The 17943-nt window shown below is 48.3% G+C and carries 24 protein-coding genes; 2 read left to right on the forward strand and 22 right to left on the reverse strand.

The window, feature by feature from the left end:
- Nucleotides 1-45: 45 nt before the first annotated feature.
- The 6 genes from MKY48_RS22650 to MKY48_RS22675 form a co-directional block, all read right to left on the reverse strand.
- Nucleotides 46-678 (reverse strand): histidine phosphatase family protein, encoded by a 633-nt coding sequence (locus tag MKY48_RS22650; protein WP_339290955.1) that lies wholly within the window; start codon nucleotides 676-678, stop codon nucleotides 46-48.
- Nucleotides 679-726: 48 nt separating this feature from the next.
- Nucleotides 727-1272 (reverse strand): NUDIX hydrolase, encoded by a 546-nt coding sequence (locus MKY48_RS22655; protein ID WP_339290957.1) that lies wholly within the window; start codon nucleotides 1270-1272, stop codon nucleotides 727-729.
- Nucleotides 1273-1312: 40 nt separating this feature from the next.
- Nucleotides 1313-2194 (reverse strand): GNAT family N-acetyltransferase, encoded by an 882-nt coding sequence (locus MKY48_RS22660; protein ID WP_339290959.1) that lies wholly within the window; start codon nucleotides 2192-2194, stop codon nucleotides 1313-1315.
- Between the two features lie 140 nt (nucleotides 2195-2334).
- Nucleotides 2335-4029 carry a M3 family oligoendopeptidase gene (locus MKY48_RS22665; RefSeq protein ID WP_339290960.1) on the reverse strand — a complete coding sequence of 565 codons (1695 nt, stop codon included), beginning with the start codon at nucleotides 4027-4029 and terminating at the stop codon, nucleotides 2335-2337.
- Between the two features lie 141 nt (nucleotides 4030-4170).
- Nucleotides 4171-4485: a multidrug efflux SMR transporter gene (locus MKY48_RS22670; RefSeq protein ID WP_339290961.1), complete on the reverse strand. Its 315-nt coding sequence runs from the start codon at nucleotides 4483-4485 to the stop codon at nucleotides 4171-4173.
- Complete coding sequence (locus tag MKY48_RS22675) at nucleotides 4485-4832, reverse strand: SMR family transporter (protein ID WP_339290962.1); 348 nt, start codon at nucleotides 4830-4832, stop codon at nucleotides 4485-4487. The genes MKY48_RS22670 and MKY48_RS22675 overlap by 1 nt, the downstream gene beginning before the upstream one ends.
- A 145-nt stretch (nucleotides 4833-4977) precedes the next feature.
- On the opposite strand from MKY48_RS22675, the gene MKY48_RS22680 reads away from it, so the two are divergent.
- Nucleotides 4978-5844 (forward strand): LysR family transcriptional regulator, encoded by an 867-nt coding sequence (locus MKY48_RS22680; protein ID WP_339290964.1) that lies wholly within the window; start codon nucleotides 4978-4980, stop codon nucleotides 5842-5844.
- 17 nt (nucleotides 5845-5861) lie between these two features.
- Here the strand turns inward: MKY48_RS22680 and MKY48_RS22685 are convergent, their stop codons facing one another.
- The 15 genes from MKY48_RS22685 to MKY48_RS22755 all read right to left on the reverse strand — a co-directional run bounded on the left by MKY48_RS22685 (nucleotide 5862) and on the right by MKY48_RS22755 (nucleotide 15783).
- On the reverse strand, nucleotides 5862-6743 hold the full coding sequence (locus MKY48_RS22685) for a Cof-type HAD-IIB family hydrolase (RefSeq protein ID WP_339293545.1): 882 nt from the start codon (nucleotides 6741-6743) through the stop codon (nucleotides 5862-5864).
- A 181-nt stretch (nucleotides 6744-6924) separates the two neighbouring features.
- A complete protein-coding gene (locus tag MKY48_RS22690) occupies nucleotides 6925-7185 on the reverse strand; it encodes a hypothetical protein (protein ID WP_339290966.1) in 261 nt (86 codons plus the stop codon).
- Nucleotides 7186-7205: 20 nt separating this feature from the next.
- Nucleotides 7206-7397 carry a hypothetical protein gene (locus MKY48_RS22695; protein ID WP_339290968.1) on the reverse strand — a complete coding sequence of 64 codons (192 nt, stop codon included), beginning with the start codon at nucleotides 7395-7397 and terminating at the stop codon, nucleotides 7206-7208.
- 22 nt (nucleotides 7398-7419) lie between these two features.
- Complete coding sequence (locus MKY48_RS22700) at nucleotides 7420-8052, reverse strand: HAD-IA family hydrolase (protein WP_339290969.1); 633 nt, start codon at nucleotides 8050-8052, stop codon at nucleotides 7420-7422.
- A 406-nt stretch (nucleotides 8053-8458) separates the two neighbouring features.
- Nucleotides 8459-8863, reverse strand: a complete 405-nt coding sequence (locus MKY48_RS22705; protein ID WP_076325151.1) for an RDD family protein — start codon at nucleotides 8861-8863, stop codon at nucleotides 8459-8461.
- Between the two features lie 36 nt (nucleotides 8864-8899).
- The gene (locus MKY48_RS22710; protein ID WP_339290972.1) at nucleotides 8900-9187 is read right to left on the reverse strand and encodes a hypothetical protein; all 288 of its coding nucleotides are present in this window, start codon (nucleotides 9185-9187) and stop codon (nucleotides 8900-8902) included.
- Nucleotides 9188-9244: 57 nt separating this feature from the next.
- Nucleotides 9245-9856: a bis(5'-nucleosyl)-tetraphosphatase (symmetrical) YqeK gene (gene yqeK, locus MKY48_RS22715; RefSeq protein WP_339290974.1), complete on the reverse strand. Its 612-nt coding sequence runs from the start codon at nucleotides 9854-9856 to the stop codon at nucleotides 9245-9247.
- A gap of 263 nt (nucleotides 9857-10119) precedes the next feature.
- The gene (locus MKY48_RS22720) at nucleotides 10120-10533 is read right to left on the reverse strand and encodes a VanZ family protein (RefSeq protein ID WP_339290976.1); all 414 of its coding nucleotides are present in this window, start codon (nucleotides 10531-10533) and stop codon (nucleotides 10120-10122) included.
- Nucleotides 10534-10556: 23 nt separating this feature from the next.
- Nucleotides 10557-11033, reverse strand: coding sequence for an NUDIX domain-containing protein (locus MKY48_RS22725; RefSeq protein ID WP_339290978.1), 477 nt, complete (start codon nucleotides 11031-11033; stop codon nucleotides 10557-10559).
- 178 nt (nucleotides 11034-11211) lie between these two features.
- On the reverse strand, nucleotides 11212-12132 hold the full coding sequence (locus MKY48_RS22730) for a gfo/Idh/MocA family oxidoreductase (protein WP_339290980.1): 921 nt from the start codon (nucleotides 12130-12132) through the stop codon (nucleotides 11212-11214).
- 230 nt (nucleotides 12133-12362) lie between these two features.
- On the reverse strand, nucleotides 12363-12944 hold the full coding sequence (locus MKY48_RS22735; protein WP_339290982.1) for a histidine phosphatase family protein: 582 nt from the start codon (nucleotides 12942-12944) through the stop codon (nucleotides 12363-12365).
- Nucleotides 12945-12986: 42 nt separating this feature from the next.
- Nucleotides 12987-13325 (reverse strand): YrdB family protein, encoded by a 339-nt coding sequence (locus MKY48_RS22740; protein ID WP_339290984.1) that lies wholly within the window; start codon nucleotides 13323-13325, stop codon nucleotides 12987-12989.
- A gap of 49 nt (nucleotides 13326-13374) precedes the next feature.
- Entirely contained in the window at nucleotides 13375-13818 is a 444-nt protein-coding gene (locus tag MKY48_RS22745; protein ID WP_339290986.1) for a DinB family protein, read from the reverse strand.
- 38 nt (nucleotides 13819-13856) lie between these two features.
- Complete coding sequence (locus MKY48_RS22750) at nucleotides 13857-14948, reverse strand: winged helix DNA-binding domain-containing protein (RefSeq protein WP_339290988.1); 1092 nt, start codon at nucleotides 14946-14948, stop codon at nucleotides 13857-13859.
- A 46-nt stretch (nucleotides 14949-14994) separates the two neighbouring features.
- Nucleotides 14995-15783 carry an ABC transporter ATP-binding protein gene (locus tag MKY48_RS22755; protein WP_339290990.1) on the reverse strand — a complete coding sequence of 263 codons (789 nt, stop codon included), beginning with the start codon at nucleotides 15781-15783 and terminating at the stop codon, nucleotides 14995-14997.
- Nucleotides 15784-16108: 325 nt separating this feature from the next.
- Here MKY48_RS22755 and MKY48_RS22760 point away from each other — a divergent pair, with 325 nt between their 5' ends.
- The gene (locus tag MKY48_RS22760) at nucleotides 16109-16858 is read left to right on the forward strand and encodes an MBL fold metallo-hydrolase (RefSeq protein ID WP_339290991.1); all 750 of its coding nucleotides are present in this window, start codon (nucleotides 16109-16111) and stop codon (nucleotides 16856-16858) included.
- A gap of 22 nt (nucleotides 16859-16880) precedes the next feature.
- On the opposite strand, the gene MKY48_RS22765 is transcribed toward MKY48_RS22760, so the two are convergent.
- The gene (locus MKY48_RS22765) at nucleotides 16881-17846 is read right to left on the reverse strand and encodes a hypothetical protein (protein ID WP_339290993.1); all 966 of its coding nucleotides are present in this window, start codon (nucleotides 17844-17846) and stop codon (nucleotides 16881-16883) included.
- Between the last annotated feature and the right edge of the window lie 97 nt (nucleotides 17847-17943).

Consider the following 17943-nt stretch of genomic DNA (forward strand, 5'->3'; position numbering starts at 1 on the left):
TGACACAGCTCCTTCATCAAATGTCGGCGAGCCAGCGAACGATCCTTACACACCCTGTTCTTCCCTATAATGACTGACATCCCCATGCAGGAGGATGGAAGGCACCTCATCCGTCAGTTCAATCTTGCTCAGGCATGTCGGGTGGATATATGGCAGATCCCACAGCCGGTCCATGCTTCTCCCTTCAAAATAAGCCATTAACAGCTTGACCACCACGGTATGCGTGACCAGCAAAATGCTGGCGCCTGGATTCGATGCGGCAATATCGACAAGCTTGTTCACCGCTCGTTCTCTGACCTCATGAAAAGTCTCGCTGCCCGGGACGCCGAACAGCTCCGGATGATTCCAGAAATGATCCAACTGCTGAGGATATAATTCGCCGATCCGTTCCTGTATCTGTCCTTCCCATACGCCCAAATTAATTTCTTTGAATTCATCGCAAGCCATAACCGACACATCTCGGTTCCCTCTAATAATCTCGGCTGTATGGAATGCTCTGTTACTGGTACTCGAGTAAATGAGGTCGATAGGGTCATGCTGCAAGGCTTCGCCGAGCCATTCCGCTTGCTGAATGCCTAGCTTCGTCAGCGGCGAATCCAGATGTCCTTGAAATCGGTGTTGCACATTCCACTCCGTCTGTCCATGTCTCACGAGGTAGATCGTGGTTGTTTCTTTCATTAATTGTTCCCTCCCTACCTTAGTATGTTAATCATGGTTCGTCGTTTGTTAAATCGAACGGTCTGCTTGACGTATGGCATAAGCCAGCTTGTACAGATCAGCAATATCCTGCCTGCCCGTCTCTTCAAATCGCTTAACAGCTTCCTCCAAATCAACCGCCTCTACCGCGATGACCTGCTCGCCATCTTCGGGATTTAGCGGCTCTCCGACGATGCGTACATCCCCGTAACCTACCAATCGGACAAAATGAGGATGGGGAATATGCGGCCGATAGGGAGTCTTGCAGCAGGATTCACAACGAAACTGGCCGAAGATCCGATATGACTCGAGTTCTGCACCCAGCTCCTCTTTAACTTCCCGTCTAAGTCCATCCATATAGGACTCTCCGGGTTCCAGGGTTCCTCCAGGGAGCTCCCAGCTTCCGTCCTCTACCTGAAAAATAATGCAGCGATCCCCGTCAAATGGAAGAATGGTGACATTGCTGACCGTCGATTCTTCGAAATCTTCGCCAAGGGCAAACCTGGCTCGCACTACACCCCAATGGATATCATTCGAGAGAGCCGGGAACAGGCTCAAATCCGTATTTTTTCTCATGAACACAATTCCTTTCGAGCTTTACAAATAATCATTCAACCTATGGAGTGCTGTATTCATGAACCATTAGCACCTGCTCCATCGAGCTCGTAAATCCAAGCTCCTGCAGCACGTTTACCAGTTCCTGATGCGAAGCCCGGATGTTGAATGCGGATCGCTTGCAGGCATAACCGGGTTGTACCATCTCCAGTACCGCCGTCTTCATCACAGCTTCTGCATCGGGGTGTCCTGGAGCGGCCTCACAGCGAAACAGCGTAATTGCTGTCAAACGACCTTTGGCATCGAACACCCGCTTAAACAAACCAAAGCCTACCTGTTCTTCCCCTTCATATACAATAACGCATTCGCCGTCCTTGATACTGGAAGCGTCTGTCTGCCAGACTTCACCGGATCGATAGAAGTCTACGGAGGCAGTCTCCGCGGCTAGGCCTCTGACCAGCTTATATGGTGAACGCGTATTCTGCGCACGCTGTTGCTCCATGGGCTGTTCATTCGTCATGATGAGAAGCCGGTCGATGATTTCATATCCAACGCTTTCGTAGAGACGGATCGCTGCCGCATTCGTGCTGATCGCCTCTAAATAGGCACGACGGACGCCTTGTTCTACGTAGAGCTCGGCGTTTTTCTCCATCATGTTTTTGCCGATTCCTTTCCCCCGGAAATCGGGAGCTATCGCCGTCCCGCCGTTACGTGCAATCTTAACGCCATCTTCCTCCCGAAAACTGTTCATCACGATGCCGGCCGGTACGCCATCCATGTAACAAGCGAGTGATCTCTCCATGCACAGACCATCATTTCCGATACGGGCAATGAAGCGGTCCAGCGGCATCGAGGCGTTAACCATGTACCCTTCAAATGAGTGATTCCAGAGCTCCGATACTTCCCGAATCGGAAGCTCGCTTAACGGTTTGTATGTAATCATATTCAAATCCTCCTAATCCATGAGCCACGAGTGAGTAAGGCATATTTAGAGATGCTCTCTATTAAAAACATGCAGGAAAAACACCTGAGTAAAGTACTCATCGTGTTACCCTGCATGTCTTAGCCATGCTTATTTACGATTTAAAGAGCTGCATCGTCTACGCTGTCCAGCCAAGCTTCGATGCTGCCAATGACGGAAGTGACACAGCCATCCTCGAATGGGGAGATCAAGCCTGCCACCTTCACCAATTCGGTGAACGACTTGCTTCCGCCTTGGCGGCACAGGTGCAGATAATCTGCCCATGCAGCGGATTGATCCTCATGCATCTTCTTCCAGAACTGGAATGCACAGATTTGAGCCAGCGTATAGTCGATATAATAGAACGGCGAATTAAAGATATGACCTTGTTTATGCCAGAAACCGCCTTGCTCCAGATACGCATTATCATCATAGTTCCGGTGCGGCAGATATTTCCGCTCAATCTCGCGCCATGCCTGTTTCCGTTCGGCCGGCGTTGCATCCGGATTTTCATAAACAAAATGCTGGAATTCATCAACCGTAACCCCGTAAGGAATGAAGATGAGTCCGCTCGCGAGATGGTCGAAGCGGTATTTATCCGCCTCATCCTCGAAGAAGCGGTCCATCCACGGCCAAGTGAAGAATTCCATGCTCATGGAATGAATTTCACACGCCTCATAGGTAGGAAATCCATACTCCGGTACCTCGAACCCTCTGCTCTCGTACACTTGGAACGCATGACCGGCTTCGTGCGTCAGCACATCAATATCGCCGGAAGTCCCGTTAAAATTGGAGAAAATAAACGGTGCGCCGTACTCGCTAATATAGGTACAGTATCCGCCGCTCTGCTTACCTTTTTTGGCAACCAGATCCATCAGGCAGTTCTCCTGCATGAAGGTAAAGAACTCGTGAGTTTCCGGAGACAATTCTTCATACATCTTCGCACCATGGTTTACGATCCAATCCGGGTCACCCTTAGGTGTTGCATTCCCCGATTTGAATGAGAAGTTCTCATCGTAGTACAGCAGTTGGTCCACATCGATTCGTTTCTGCTGACGTTCTTTCAGCTTGGTCGCAACGGGAACGATATGCTCCAGCACCTGGTTGCGGAAATTAGCAACCATCTCCGCGTTATAATCCGTACGGGCCATGCGGGCATAACCAAGCTCTACATAGTTGTTAAAGCCTAGCTTCTTGGCAATCTTGGTTCTCACCTTAACCAGATCATCATAGATACGGTCGAAGTTTGCTTCGTTCTCAGCCATGAAGCCGCTGGACGCCTCCATAGCACGCTTACGCATATTGCGGTCCGTCGATTGCTGGAAAGGAATCAATTGCGACAGGGTACGCTCTTCACCTTCGAACTGAATTTTGGCGGAAGCGATCAGCTTCGAATATTCAGTCGTCAGTTTGTTCTCCTGCTGCAAATCCTCAATGATCTCAGGGCTGAAGGTTTTGAGTGATAGCTCTGCCAGCTGGAACAGCTGCCGCCCCCATTTGTCCTCAAGCTGAGCTCTAAATTTCGAATCCACGAGGGCCCGATAATAATCCGTTATGTATTCCTGGATGACCGGTCCGTTCTCGTCAAAGAAATCCTGCTCTGCCTTATAGAACTCGTCGTTCGTATCAATCGAGTGACGGATGTACACCAGTTGACTCAGGGTATCCATCTCGCTGCGGAGTTTGTTAATACGGGTCATCGCCTCATCCTGTTCCTCGTACGTGCTGGCGGAGGTGAAGGCGTTCAGTTGTTCCTTAAACTTTTGCTCAAAAGCTTTTACGTCGGGGCGTTCATAGCGATACTCGCTGAATTTCATAAGATACACCTGTCCTTTCCCATGTAAAAATGCATCCTGGCGTCTGATCTCATGGATTCAAAACACCAAACTATATCTAAATTCTATATGCTAATCACAATATCCTTCACAGTATCTATGAAATTCTACACACCTGATTGATTAGGTGATGATCTTAAGACCAATCGCTGAAGCCAGGATTAAAGCAATAAAGAAAACCCGCCGCGCTTCCTTCGGTTCACCGAACACAAACATCCCCAGCAGGGTGCTGCCGGCCGTCCCCATTCCCGTCCAAATTGCATAAGCGGTTCCCATGGAAATAAAGGCCATCGCGTACGTCAGCAGCAGAAAACTCGAACCGAGCGAACAGGCTAAAAAGATGTAGGAGCCCAAGCTTCGAGTCAGGCTCACCCTTCTTAATGCGATCACACCCAACACTTCACATAACCCTGCGGCGATCAGAGCGATCCATTCCATTACGCACCACTCTCCTTCGCCTGATTATCCGTATCTTTCGTGACCAGTTTGAGTCCCAACACCCCTGCAGCCAACATGCCAATTAGCAGCAGCTTGATGGGATTCGCCTGCTCGCCAAACACGAGGATCTCCACAAGCACCGTACCGGCTGTCCCGAGTCCTGTGAAAATCACATAGACCGTACCGATGGGAAGTTTAGCCGCAGAGTCCAGAAAAACTTTAAAGCTGAATATAATCGAAGCGAGGGTAATGATCCACTGCCACCAGGTATCGGAATGCTTCAAACCGGATACCCATACAACCTCCAGTGCCCCCGCCAATAATAAGAGCCACCATGCCTTTTTCATCCTCCAACATCCTTCCACTCTATATTTGCATGAAAATATTTATGATGTAGTTGTGATTGTAATCTAAAAACGGCATACCGTATAATGATAAATAATAATGATGTCATCATTTTTAGTGATGCCTGAAGGAGAGAGGAAGGTTTAGATGGAGCTTACCGATCTGAAGGTTTTTCTGAGGATTGCTGATGAAGGGAATATCACCCGCGCCGCAGAGCAACTTGGGTATGTGCAGTCCAATGTTACGGCCCGGGTCAAAAAGCTCGAGAATGAACTGGGGGTTCCCTTATTCAACAGACACTCCAATGGAGTGACTTTGACGGAAAAAGGACGCATGTTCCGGGACTATGCGTGTACCATTCTCAATCTGTCGGAAGAAGCGGTGCGGGCTGTACAGGAAACGCCTTATCCAAGCGGTTCTTTAACCATTGGCGTCGTGGATACGGTGCATTGCGGACATTTCATTAAATCCTTGTCGGACTATCAAACCATGTACCCGGACGTCACGCTATCGCTCTTGACCGGCAGCTCTTCGGAGCTGATTGCACAAGTATTAAACTACCAGCTGGACGGTGCATTTGTGACAGGAAACATTCCGCCGAAACTGGTTGCCGATTATGTAGAAGAGGACGAGGTCAAGCTGCTGATCAAATCGAAGGAACAGCCCTTTCCCGACCTGGCGGTGACCAAATGGGCCGTTGCTCCAGCAGGATGCCCATTTCGAAGCATTCTCGAAAGATGGCTGTTAAGCGAAGGAATTCCGCTAACCAATATGATCGAAGTCTCATCGTTAGAGACCCAATTAGGCATCGTACAATCAGGTCTTGCCGCTACGCTGCTCCCCACCTCCGTCTTGAGCGGAGAATTTGCGGATATGGGCAGCTTCTCGATCCCGGAAGCCTTCCGGCATACCTCGACAAGCCTGATCCGGCGCAACGACCGGTTCAGGAACAAGGCATTTTCCGCTTTTGCCGAGCTGGTTAAAGTTAATTTCGATAAGACAGAAGGTTTATGAACTGTGATGTCTCAACATCATAGTTGTCCTCCCAGAGTGGATATGATGGTATTCTCTCCCGACAGTTCCATCTGTTGCTGGATATAATGGGCGACGCCATCAAGTTCATTCGAGTCGATAATTTGGTCAGCCAGCTGCCGTATCCTTTCATGCGCGTTTCGCACCGCGATCCGGGTGCCTCCGGCTTCAAACAGCCCCATATCATTGATGTGGTCACCGAAAACCACCGTGCTCTCCAGATCAATACCCATATGGGAGGACCATAATTGCAGTCCGTCTCTTTTGTTTGCTTTAGCATGACTGAATTCCAGAAAAAAATGGTTATGGATGTAGTAATCCGGCATCATATGCGCGTGAATCACATCACCGAATAATTCCATGACCTCGCACCGTATCGGCTCCAATTCCTCAAAAAGTCCAATGTATGTAAGAGCTAGCGTCCGGTAATCCGGCGGACAGATCAGGGTCTTCACTTCCATAAATCGCGGATCATGGGGCCGACTATGATAAAAAGCCTTCTCTCCCTCTCTCCGCAGCACCTCATGCAAAACACGCTCACGATGATCCACATCCAATGAAAAATAGTAAGGAGTAATACCAAACTTCCTCCCCACGTCGATAATCTCATTCGAGATCTCCCGTTCAAGCCAGGAACCATCGATTACAGTTTGATTCACCCCGTCATATATCAAAGCGCCGTTATATAGAATCAGCGGGTACTTCCAGGAGATTTCCGAGACGACGCTTTGAGCGCTAATATAGCCGCGGGCAGTAGCAAACGTGACGACCACGTCCTGCTCCAGCGCATTCGCGATAACATCCCTAGTATAGGGTGAGAGTGTCTGATCTGATCGTAGAAGCGTTCCATCCAGGTCGGTAATATATGCTTTTTTCTTCATCATGAAGCAATGCCTCCTTCGCCGTCCAGTATGTGACAAAACCCAGCCATAGAGTAGCTCTTTCTAAGACTGGGCCTTTATTATGATTTAGACATCTTCCATGATTATACAACTTCTAAGTTGGAGAGGGTAAAGGAATTCTATAGAGTCATCAATATGGCATAACTTGTCCCGCGGTATCCTATACACCGAAAATCAGGTATCCCAGTGTCATATATAGAAACAGAAATAGCAGTAACACGGAATGGCCTACCATTGCTGTAATATGGATTATCGTGAGTTTACCTCGATATCTGCTAATGATTGCTAACAGAATCCCCACGGGTGACAACAGAAGAATCGACGCATACGACAGTCCCTGCAAGGGACTGCCTGCCTTAGGCGGAAACATGAAACTGTACAGCGTGAACAGGGTGATGCAGACAAATAAAGTCAGAGACACATGGGACAAATATCCTCTCATCATGTAACCTCAGCCAACATACCTGATAGAATACCGGCTCTACGAATGACCTCAATCCGTTCCTCGCGGCCTTCAATCGCCTTTATCATTTCGATAACCGTATCAAAATTCATCCTGACGTATCCGGTTGTTTCATAACCTTCCGGTCTCTCCACGAAACGCTTCACGCCTACCGTTATAAAACTCAGCATAGGGAAATGGCACCTCCGAGATTTATTTAGTGATACGCGGCTGAAGATAATCTATAACTTTTTCTATATGCTGAATCTCGGCAAGCGGAAAAACACCCATGCTGTTCATTCTGGCGGTGTCCCCGCGATAGGCGATAAATGGAATTCCGGCGCTCTCGGAGGCCTTGCCGTCCACCCAGGCATCTCCGACAGACAACCATTCCTTCGGTGATGTATGAGGGAAATGCTTCAGTACCTCCAAATAACCATCGGGTGCCGGCTTTAACAAGCCCATGGCTTCTCTGCCAATAATGAGATCAAAATATTGCGCAATCCGGTTCTCTTCCAATGCGGCCATCGCTGCTTCCACCGCATTATTCGTCACAATGGCCAGATGCATCTGCCCATGCAAGTGCTGAACAAGCTCGCTTGCGCCCGCTTCTAGTTCTGCACCCATCATCCCTCTCATCTCATGTTCCTTGGCAATATTCCACATCGCCTGACGAAGATCTTCCGACAGCAGCCCTGTATTCATGGCTTCAGCAATAATGGTTGAGGTCGTATGGGTGTCCATAGACAGACCTTGGGGCAAGATTCTGTGATGGCATAGAAAGGCGTAGATGTCCCTCTTCATCGCGCCAAAATCAATGCTGGAATGCAGCAGCGTATTATCCATATCAAAAATAATCCCTTTTATCGTGAACCCGATATCTAATCAACTCCAGTCATGGAAACGCCTTGAATTGCGGCTCCAGCAGGTAAGCCTGATTTGGGTATTCGGATCAATGATGTGACGCTTGCCTGGCCAGGGTAATCCTCCGTCCCATCATCTGCTTGTGAAGCTAAAGTGATATATAGATGATTCTTTGGATCCCCTATCTGTTCTCGGGTCATCTTCATGGATGCGATCCGAAAACCTTTTGCCGACGGAAGCTGTCCTCCGCTAATCAACATATAAATTTCCTGACTCGTTTCCTTAAGCACCCACCCGCCGGGAGCCCTATTTATGCTGTCATCATAAAGCTGTTGAATACCCGGATCAAGATGCTCTACCGAACGGGACTGCCAAGTAAATTCATCTCCTAATCATACACAACTTCCGTACCGGCGATAAAATCGTGAAGGGAACGCTTATCCTCGCGCATCGCAACCATAAAGATACTCACGATGAGACCAATTCCAAACGTTAGCGTATACACAATTCCCGCTACGAGGTTGCGGAGCAGCATCGTTCCTATGCCCGGCGGCTCAAGAAAATCGAATTTGCGTATGCGAATTCCGCATAAACGCTTGCCGATGGTATAACCATTCCAATACACGGGCACCAAAATGGCATACAGACCATAAATCAAATTATTGATCGGCTCATTCTCAAAATTCCCAGTGATCAAACCTGCAATGAACCATAACGGAAGGCTCACGATGATTCCATCCAGAAGATTGGCGCCTAGCCGGATCCAAAAGCCGGCAACTTGGTTTTCGCCCATCAATATACCTCCTTAAAAAATCAAGATAGCATTCAATTATGGACTCCTATCGGCGCTGTCTGTCTGATCAAACTCCTCCCAGTTATGCTTGATCTTGTTCAGGTCATCCTCTAGCCATTTACGAATGATTGGGACGATGAAGCATAAGATACCAATAATCAAACTGATGATGCTGAATATCAACGGTCCTTTTCCAAATTCCGATAACAAATCCTCAAACATCCTAGGACTGTATATCCCCGCGATCGCTGCCGTTAAATACCGGATACCGTACAAAAAAGCCGAAATACAGATGAAAATAATGCCCATCGCTTTATTGTTCATAGGGTATCTAGTCCTTCCTATTATCAGTTACTTCATCAAGCAATCAGCGGCAAATGATTATACTCTTTGGCTAATTAGCTCACTTCTGGCTGCGATTAACCACGGATGCACCAATTTCATTTTGTCACGTTGATTCCATACATGGTCCAAATATACAAGCGCCGCTCCGTCTAAATCCAGTTCGTCCAGTTTAGTGCGCATGTCCGTTTGATAGGTGTGATCGCCTTCAAGTTCCCAAGAGATCTTATCCGCAACGAATAATACCTTATCCAATTGGCTTGCCCCGGCTTTTAACGTTGTATGGCATTCAATAGCGTTCAATATGTCCGGAGAAGTGCAGCCGAAGATACGCTGAGCCATTTCCATGGAAAGCTTCTGATGAATGATCCTGATATATCGGTGTTCCTCTTCCATAATAGGTAGAGACCATTCTTCCGCGGCCTCCTTCATTTCACTTACCGAAATAGCATTGCTGATATCGTGCAGCAGCGCCGCCTGCCGGGCTGCATCTGGGTTTACATCAAATAACGGCGCAATGGCTAACGCCTCTCGAACTACATTCATGATATGCTCAAACGTTTCCTGCTCTCCATGCTTGATGAGAAAAGCTTCTACATCATCCCTTAGGTTATATGTAAACTCTATGCCATGAGTCAACTTACTAAACACGGAATCCCTCATCCTAGACACACACCTTTCCACACAATATTTTCCAATCCCTCATATCATTGTAAGCTTCGGTTCCTGATCGAACAATAGTTTTCCCCACATTTCCCCATATTGGCGTCATCCAGCTCATGTTGAGAATGTAACTTCTACACAACAAAATCAGCCACAAATAAAAAAACAGAATGACTTTCCTACATCGTAGTTAAGTCATTCTGCTGCCTGTTATACACTATTTTATGTATGATCGAAATATGCGGTTACGGTTATCTGCGCCTCGATTTCATAATGACCCCAAGCAAACCATAACCAATCGTAACACCTACCGAGTTCAAAATAAAATCGTCCACATCCAGGCTTCCCCGCCGGGAGATCAGCTGTGCCATTTCGAGCACGAATAACCCGACTAAAAAGAAACCCAACATCTTAACGTATCGAATTCGAAATACAACTGGAATCAACACCCCGAAAGGCACAAACACAGCGATATTCCCAACGATATTGATCAATGAAGCCAAGCTTCGAATGGGGAAATAACTTGCCATCGTCGAAAATGGCACCAGATTATAACTGAATTCCGATTGTGTGGTCCTCCCGAATCCCCAGATCATCCAGTAAGTTAGCAACATGGTGTATCCAATGAGGAAGATCAAGGCGATCATTTTATAATGCGATTTCATTGAGGTCTCCTGTGAAAATGAATTCAAACATATTTATCCAATACGTAATCTTCGATTATTTCAATATTTCTGCGTTCCTGTGCATACTGTTTAATGTGCTTCTTAATATTCGGATACAAAATAATGTCGTCCAGCTGCTCGAGCGGAATCCATTTCACATCGGTTTGATTCGGATCTGGCGCAGCCGGAAGTTTCGGGGATGATCCTTCATGTGGATAACATTCAAACACGATGTATAGCGTGTGAATGTCCGTTATGTTATTTCCTGGCTGCTTATGAGGAGCATTGTCGTACACAAATGCGACAGGTCCAGCCTCTGCTTCCAGCGTGGTTTCCTCGTACAATTCTCTCAAAGCGCCCTCTATAATCGACTCTCCTGGCTCGGCCCCGCCTCCAGGCAAATTGTAATGCATTCCGTTCTCATCTACATACTCGACCAATAACACATGCTCATTTTGAAAAACCAATGCTGTCGGTCTCACCCGAATATGATACGTCATAAAAACCACCTCTCCACACGGCTAATGAATAGCTGCTGAATTTTCTTAATCTGTCTATCATACAATTAACGAAGTCAAAATGGGAATATTGTGTATAATTGCAGGTCAAAAAGGCTATCGGGTGATCGCAGCAACCTCCCAGATAACCTCCATCCATTAACACATATCGTTAATTCTTTTAACTTCCTGTTCGATCGTTATCATCCAGTCTCACGGTTTCTCCCGTCTCGCGAGAGACATTTGCAGCCTCCAGAAAACGAATGATCTCCAGCGTCTCAGATAAAGGAACATCCGAGACACCTGTCGAGAACATCTTCATGACCTGTTCCAGCAGACTCGCATAATAGGGTTTCGGATGCGCCATAATGTCTACAAAACTGCTAGCCTCCGTGCGATGAATGGTCATCCCAAAGCGATCATTACCTGCGCGATTGCCCCGAATCGTCCCGATTCTCCCATCATTCCAAACCGCTGTTAATACCTCATGCAACTCCGTCGCGGCGACATGTACGCTTACGCATCCAGGTCCGAGAACGCGGTAAAGCATCTCCGCCGCGTGGATTCCATACCAGAAAAATCCCGGCTGTGTCGGTTGAAGGGGAAGCGGTCCGGCGCAGTCCACGCCAATGATATCATCTACACCGCCGCGAGCCAGTTCATCCTGAAGTCCTTGCGCATATCGAAGTGACGAGCTGCTCATAACGGTAACCTGAAACTGCTCCGCCAGTTCGGCAATTTCTATTGCGTCCTTACTGCTCACCGCAAACGGCTTATCAATAAATACCATTTGGCAATGAGGAGCAATCGCGCGAAACAAGGACAGATGCGACCTTCCGTCGACCGCTTCGAGCATGACGGCATCGACCTGTTTGGCCACGTCTCCCGGAGAATCCAATATTTCGGTTCCCCACGCAACAAGTTCCTTGGTATACCCGTCCACCCGGTTTATACTAAGCTCGAAGTCCGGTGATCCTCCGGGAAATGCCGCTGTAACCCTTGCGTCGGGTACATAATAGGGATGCGTCTTGTCATGCAGCATTTTCGAGAAAATGGAGACATGCGATGTATCCAAACCAATCATACCGATCTTCAAAGTCATAAGTTCATTCTCCTTTACCTGCAGGATTTTAGATGATCACACTGGCATTTCCATTCGCTACGTTATTGAGGATATCCAGCAGCCGGAACATAGGCTTTTCTTACAATCATCATATCACCCTGAACGACTAAAGGACGTGACTTTAATTCGTCTTTTAAATTAAACCTGAATCCACTGCAAAAAGACCGCCTCCATCTGATTCTCAGACGTAGGCAGCCTTTTTAGAGGATTTATAAATGCTCCGTGCAGTTGAATAAGGGGCAATTCCATTCACCGTTGGACTTGGTTAGAAGAGTTAAGGAGGCATTATTCATATAGGTTGTTGTAAAACGCTGGGGTAGCAGTTTTTGCAGGGATAATCCAATGACGGCACCATGACTCACGACGAGAATATTCTTATTCCCATAGGTTTGCATTACTTCCTCCAAAAACTGAGCTCCCCGCTCAGCAACATCCTCATAACGTTCCATACCTAAGTCCAGTTCTCGCCAGGAGTGCCCCCAAGACACCAGTCTCTCTTCCTCTGTAGTTCCTTCAATATGACCGCAATCGATCTCGCAAATCCGTTGATCTTCCATGATATCAAGCACAGAGATCTCTTTAGCAATGATCCGCGCAGTAGCTCTGGCACGGATCAAGGGACTTGAGATGATGATCTCCCAAGACTCTTTCTTTAAGCGCTCAGCGATTCGTTGAGCCTGTTGCCTCCCCTCAGCATTAAGAGGAATATCGCTCCGTCCCTGAGCCCTATTCTGAACATTCCAATCCGTTATTCCGTGTCTAATAAGGCCGATGGTAGCCGTATCATCCACCTCCCACTAGGTACATCTCCATGTAAATCTGCACTATACGCTCTACGGCTGCATTCTCCATTTTATCACGATGAGGCGGTTCACCAGAGCCACAAATGCAAACACAATGGCAAACGTTATTAAGCCCGAGGATACCTGGCATGCCACCGCGGTTGCAAATATAAGAAATTCGATGAGCAACACCACGGCAAGCGGCAGCTTGATCCTTGCTTTTGGAGAGATGGTCATGCCCCAGATGACGGCTGCAAGCAGCGGAAGCCCAATACCGAGTACGACCTGTGCCACGAGCCCGGAACCAAAATGGAAGCCCCAGTAACCTATCGAAAACAACAGAATCAATTCCAATATAAATCGGAGGGCGAGATTCAGTACTTTGAACATCGAGGAACACCTTCCGTTTCATGTCATGCACCTATTTATACTACAGGCATTAAAGCTCGATTTGCTCCAGGTGATGGATCATATGATCGACATAATCGTTAAATAACCACTCCAGCGTGACCTCCGTTTTATCAGGCAGCACGCATTTTTTCTGAAAATCTGATGAATCGGCTTTTTGCATGACACGCAGAATCATCCGGTTCATCTGCTGCCACAGTGACAACACTTCCGATTGATCATATTGATCCTGGTAATTGTTCACCCGAACCCAATCATTCTGCGCGTACCCCTGAATGGCAATCGGATAATCGGACAGCAAAATTTTTACAAACCGGATATGGTTATTTACCGCTGAATCGCAAAGGTGACCCAGGATCTCCTTCTTGGACCATTTATCGGGCGCAAGCTTCAGATTGAACTCCACCTCATTAGTCGCCGTTACAATCTCTGTCATTTCGGTAATCAATGATTCCAGCTTCATGATTGACTCCATACGCTATTCCTCCTAAGAGCTCCTCTCAGCCAATAAGCTTAGAGAGCTTGGTTCCATTCTATTCGTGCAATTGGCATTCCCATGAAATCGCTATACTGCTTGGCAGCTTCCATAAACTCCTCTTCTCGATCATTCCTTGGCAAAAACGGACTAAATGCGATTTCGATGCCGCTGCGCTTGATCTCCCGCTTCCAGACACCGACCACTTCCCCGCCTGCCACCATCATCGGTTGAAAAACCCCGTTGCGATGGGGAGCGATCTTCGCATCGTGCTCTGTCTCTATGATCGCGCTGCGATCCTTGTAACCCAAGTAATATTCATCAAAACCCGGAAGCAGAACCACCGAATCCGTATCAGCGGACACGGCCGGTGTTGTGACAGAGCTCCAGTATTCCGTGCCGTTGACAAAATCTAAACGAAGGTTTGATTTTACGGCCTCAAAGCCTCGTTTAGCTTCTGTCAGCGTTAATCCGACCCACCACGCAAAATCCTGAATCGTAGCGGGCCCGTGGCCTGTAAAATAACGAAGCGCCAGCTCCGCCAGCGATTCTTCAAGCGTTAGCTCCCTCGAATTCGGGACCCATTCATCCAGCAGCACGAAACTCTGCTGTTTACCTTCATGCGGGCCGAAACAGATCATGCCTGTCCGTCCCAAATACCCGAGAATGAAATAACCGCGGCCATTCTTGGTGCTGATCCCCGCTTCCTCCAGCAGCTCCATCAGTCTGGGACGGGATACGCGGGTACAGCCACTCAGCGCGTTGCGAATGATCGTGCGGCATCGATGGAGCGTATCTTCGTCAAGCTCAAGTTCGGCCTGCTTCTTCTTATCATGCGTGTGAAAGCGCGATGCCGTCAGCTTCAGCATCCACTTGGCATCCTCCGCAGGCACGAAGAATATCGTCCCTCGCATCGGCCAGGTCAGCACGATCTTGCGATCGATCATGGCCTGCTCCACATCGGACAGTTTGGCAGATTGTGTACGGAGACCGATTCCCCATACCGCTTGATGAAAATCCTGGGCCTGCACAGCGCCGAGCCCTCTTACGACTTGCTCTGGACTCTCAGGCTTCATACCTGTTATTCCTTGATTGAACAGCCTTCGATTCGCTATGATTCGACTTGGCACAATGGTCACTCTCCTAAGACATGAATATCTCGCGAGCCTTGAGCCTTCATTTTAAATCCGGAATGGACATCCAGGCGCGATCGTTCTGCCAACTCACCTCAACCGGCGTCTCAAAAAACGAGGTCAAATTCCCGCTTGTCAGCATATCCTTGGAGCTCCCCTGTCCGAATACTGTGCCCCGGCGGATGAGCAACGAGTGCGAGAAGATCGGCAGTATTTCTTCGATATGGTGCGTAACGAATAGCAGGGTCGGCGCATCGGGCTTTGAAGCCAGTGCCGTAATGCTGGACAGCAACGCTTCCCTCGACAGAAAATCCAGTCCGTTACAGGCCTCATCCAGTATCAACAGCCTTGGAGAAGCCATAAGCGCCCTAGCGATCAGCAGCTTCTGCTTCTCCCCTTGCGAACAGGTTTCATATGTACGACCCAGCAGATGAATGCAATTAAAATCCTTCATAAGCTGCTCAGCCTGTTCCCGATCTGCTTCATCCACCTTCTGATAAAGGCCGATCGAGGCATGTTTGCCGCTAATCACGACATCCAGCGTGGACTCATTCGGACGGATTCTTTCCTGCAACGAGGAGCTGACCCAGCCTATCGATTTACGCAATTCTCTTAAATCCACCCTGCCAAAACGATGCCCGAGCACCGAAACCGTACCGCTGGTCGGCCAGATATAACCGTTAATCATATTCAAAATGGTTGTCTTTCCGGAGCCGTTCAGCCCAAGAACCGCCCAATGCTCTCCTTGCTGTACGGTCCAATCCACGCCTGTAAGAACGGTCTTCTGCTCCCGTTGCCAGGTTACGTTATTCAGTTCAATCGTCGTGTTCATTGCTGATCCCTCTCCTTCTCTACTTCGTCTCTCTTTTCCTCTTTTCAAGGATTATACCAGCAATTACATATTCCTCAATAGCGAGATGAGATCCAGCCTTGTGAGCAGTCTACGTCTTGGAGTCAAGCTATGTATACCGAGCCGGACATTTCATATATTAAAGAGGTTTTGATCAACGAATTAAATGTTGACAAATAATTATTTTTATGTTATGATATAAAATTTTACTATTTACATAAGTTTGCTGATTTGATAATCTACTTCTACTCATCTCTCCCGGAAAGATAAACACGGGAAGAACCCTTTATACGTGGAGGTATGTAACATGCAAATCGATCAAGGCATTGCCATGCTGGAAATTTCCGCAGCCATGATGGGACGAATCGAAACGATCCATCCAACTTTCATATGGGATCATCAGAACCGGGTGCTTATCGATACCGGCTATCCCGGCCAGTTCCCGATTATTCAGGAGCAGCTGTCGGACATCGGGGTTTCCGTCCAGGATGTAAGCAAAATTATTATAACACACCAGGATTTGGATCATATTGGCAGTTTACCGGCCATGATCCAGCACAGCAACCACGCCCCGGAAGTGTTCGCCAGCGAAATTGAAAAGCCTTATATCGAAGGAGATACAAGGCTTGTCAAATTATCGCCCGAGGCCATTACACAAGCGCTGGCTTCGATGCCGGATCATGTTCCGCCGGAGTGGAGGAATGCGTTTAAGCAAACGCTGGAGAATCCTCCCACAGCCCCAGTGAACAGCATTTTGCGCGACGGCGAGGAACTGCCGTTTGGCGGCGGTATCATCGTGATCCATACGCCGGGCCACACCACGGGCCATACCAGCTTATATCATATGCCGAGCAAAACCCTGATTGCCGCAGATGCCCTGAACGTGATCAATGGACGGTTGGTCGGGCCGGATCCGGCAACTACATATGACATGGCGTCAGCCAAGCTTTCGTTGCAAAAGCTCACTCATTATGACATCCATAAGGTGATCTGTTATCATGGGGGACTATTTACGGACAATCCCAACCAGCGCATTCGTGAATTGGCTTATGCTTAAGCGTTTGTCGGTTCACTTTCCATCAAGTAGACTTCACTTCGTTCTTCTGTCCGTCGATCCAGCTAATCTCAAGGTACCACGTATACGTGCCGCCGGCCGGCACTTCGGCCGCTGCCTGACGATGCATGGCATACGAGAGATCATCGAGCAGCCCCGTCGCTGGTTCCAGCGCAAGATGATACTGTCCCTGATAGCCGCCGTAATTCGCCCATATCCCTAAATAAGGCACCTGCTCTTTAGGAAATGTCATGCGGAGTCCTTCTCCCGCAACCGGATCGTAAATGGAAGCTTGCCCCTCAGGCAGCTCGCCTGCAAAATAAAACTTCTCCGCCGATGCTTCAAGCCTGCTGCCTGTTCGATTCAAGCTGATATTGGGGTTTTCATCCCATGGCTGCGGCCATTTCCGAATATCGCCGAATTCTCCCAATCGACCGTTCGCCGAGTACGATACGATGATCTCCCTCAGCTCGTTGGGAACGATAATCTCTGCGCCTTCATCGATTTGAAACAACGGATGTGCTGCCCACAGGAAAGAAAATGGGAACGGACTCGAATTATGAACGGCATAATCGATCCGCAGGGTATCTTCACGAGGGAAGGAGTAGGTTTTGCGCAGCTGATAGGGAATTCGGATTCCCTGCACGCTGCAGTGAAGCTGATCCTGCTCGATGTGCGCCTTCCATGGAATGGACCATACCTCGCCATGATCCGGAAGCTCCGTTCCTTCCCATGGATACGCAGGATACCGGCAGACATTGATCGTTGGAAACATTTCGTCCCAGCCGCTGCCGTCCCGCTGTCCGAAAGAGCTTGCATACCCGTTCGTTTCCAGAACTCCTGCAGGCTGCGCTAGCCATTCCCGGCCTGTTATGCGATTGCGAAGCGAGATGACCCTGCTTCCGAGTTCAGGCACCAGAACCATCTCCATAACCTCCGTGCACCCGGTCCAAACCTCATATCCATCCAGCATCCCTTTGCTCCAGATCATCATCGTCATCTCCTCCGTTGTAGTCAACGCAACACACAGAATGCACAAATGCTCAAGGACCGTTCATAACGGCCCTTGAGAATAAAGTGTCAACCTT

It is taken from the genome of Paenibacillus sp. FSL W8-0187 (genome assembly GCF_037969755.1).
Taxonomy (GTDB): domain Bacteria; phylum Bacillota; class Bacilli; order Paenibacillales; family Paenibacillaceae; genus Paenibacillus_AQ.

Excerpts from the sequence above, each read along its gene's own strand:
- MKY48_RS22650 (WP_339290955.1), bottom strand. The coding sequence starts at position 678 with ATGAAAGAAACAACCACGATCTACCTCGTGAGACATGGACAGACGGAG.
- MKY48_RS22655 (WP_339290957.1), bottom strand. The coding sequence starts at position 1,272 with ATGAGAAAAAATACGGATTTGAGCCTGTTCCCGGCTCTCTCGAATGAT.
- MKY48_RS22660 (WP_339290959.1), bottom strand. The coding sequence starts at position 2,194 with ATGATTACATACAAACCGTTAAGCGAGCTTCCGATTCGGGAAGTATCG.
- MKY48_RS22665 (WP_339290960.1), bottom strand. The coding sequence starts at position 4,029 with ATGAAATTCAGCGAGTATCGCTATGAACGCCCCGACGTAAAAGCTTTT.
- MKY48_RS22670 (WP_339290961.1), bottom strand. The coding sequence starts at position 4,485 with ATGGAATGGATCGCTCTGATCGCCGCAGGGTTATGTGAAGTGTTGGGT.
- MKY48_RS22675 (WP_339290962.1), bottom strand. The coding sequence starts at position 4,832 with ATGAAAAAGGCATGGTGGCTCTTATTATTGGCGGGGGCACTGGAGGTT.
- MKY48_RS22680 (WP_339290964.1), top strand. The coding sequence starts at position 4,978 with ATGGAGCTTACCGATCTGAAGGTTTTTCTGAGGATTGCTGATGAAGGG.
- MKY48_RS22685 (WP_339293545.1), bottom strand. The coding sequence starts at position 6,743 with ATGAAGAAAAAAGCATATATTACCGACCTGGATGGAACGCTTCTACGA.
- MKY48_RS22695 (WP_339290968.1), bottom strand. The coding sequence starts at position 7,397 with ATGCTGAGTTTTATAACGGTAGGCGTGAAGCGTTTCGTGGAGAGACCG.
- MKY48_RS22700 (WP_339290969.1), bottom strand. The coding sequence starts at position 8,052 with ATGGATAATACGCTGCTGCATTCCAGCATTGATTTTGGCGCGATGAAG.
- MKY48_RS22705 (WP_076325151.1), bottom strand. The coding sequence starts at position 8,863 with ATGGGCGAAAACCAAGTTGCCGGCTTTTGGATCCGGCTAGGCGCCAAT.
- MKY48_RS22710 (WP_339290972.1), bottom strand. The coding sequence starts at position 9,187 with ATGAACAATAAAGCGATGGGCATTATTTTCATCTGTATTTCGGCTTTT.
- MKY48_RS22720 (WP_339290976.1), bottom strand. The coding sequence starts at position 10,533 with ATGAAATCGCATTATAAAATGATCGCCTTGATCTTCCTCATTGGATAC.
- MKY48_RS22725 (WP_339290978.1), bottom strand. The coding sequence starts at position 11,033 with ATGACGTATCATATTCGGGTGAGACCGACAGCATTGGTTTTTCAAAAT.
- MKY48_RS22730 (WP_339290980.1), bottom strand. The coding sequence starts at position 12,132 with ATGACTTTGAAGATCGGTATGATTGGTTTGGATACATCGCATGTCTCC.
- MKY48_RS22740 (WP_339290984.1), bottom strand. The coding sequence starts at position 13,325 with ATGTTCAAAGTACTGAATCTCGCCCTCCGATTTATATTGGAATTGATT.
- MKY48_RS22745 (WP_339290986.1), bottom strand. The coding sequence starts at position 13,818 with ATGGAGTCAATCATGAAGCTGGAATCATTGATTACCGAAATGACAGAG.
- MKY48_RS22755 (WP_339290990.1), bottom strand. The coding sequence starts at position 15,783 with ATGAACACGACGATTGAACTGAATAACGTAACCTGGCAACGGGAGCAG.
- MKY48_RS22760 (WP_339290991.1), top strand. The coding sequence starts at position 16,109 with ATGCAAATCGATCAAGGCATTGCCATGCTGGAAATTTCCGCAGCCATG.
- MKY48_RS22765 (WP_339290993.1), bottom strand. The coding sequence starts at position 17,846 with ATGATCTGGAGCAAAGGGATGCTGGATGGATATGAGGTTTGGACCGGG.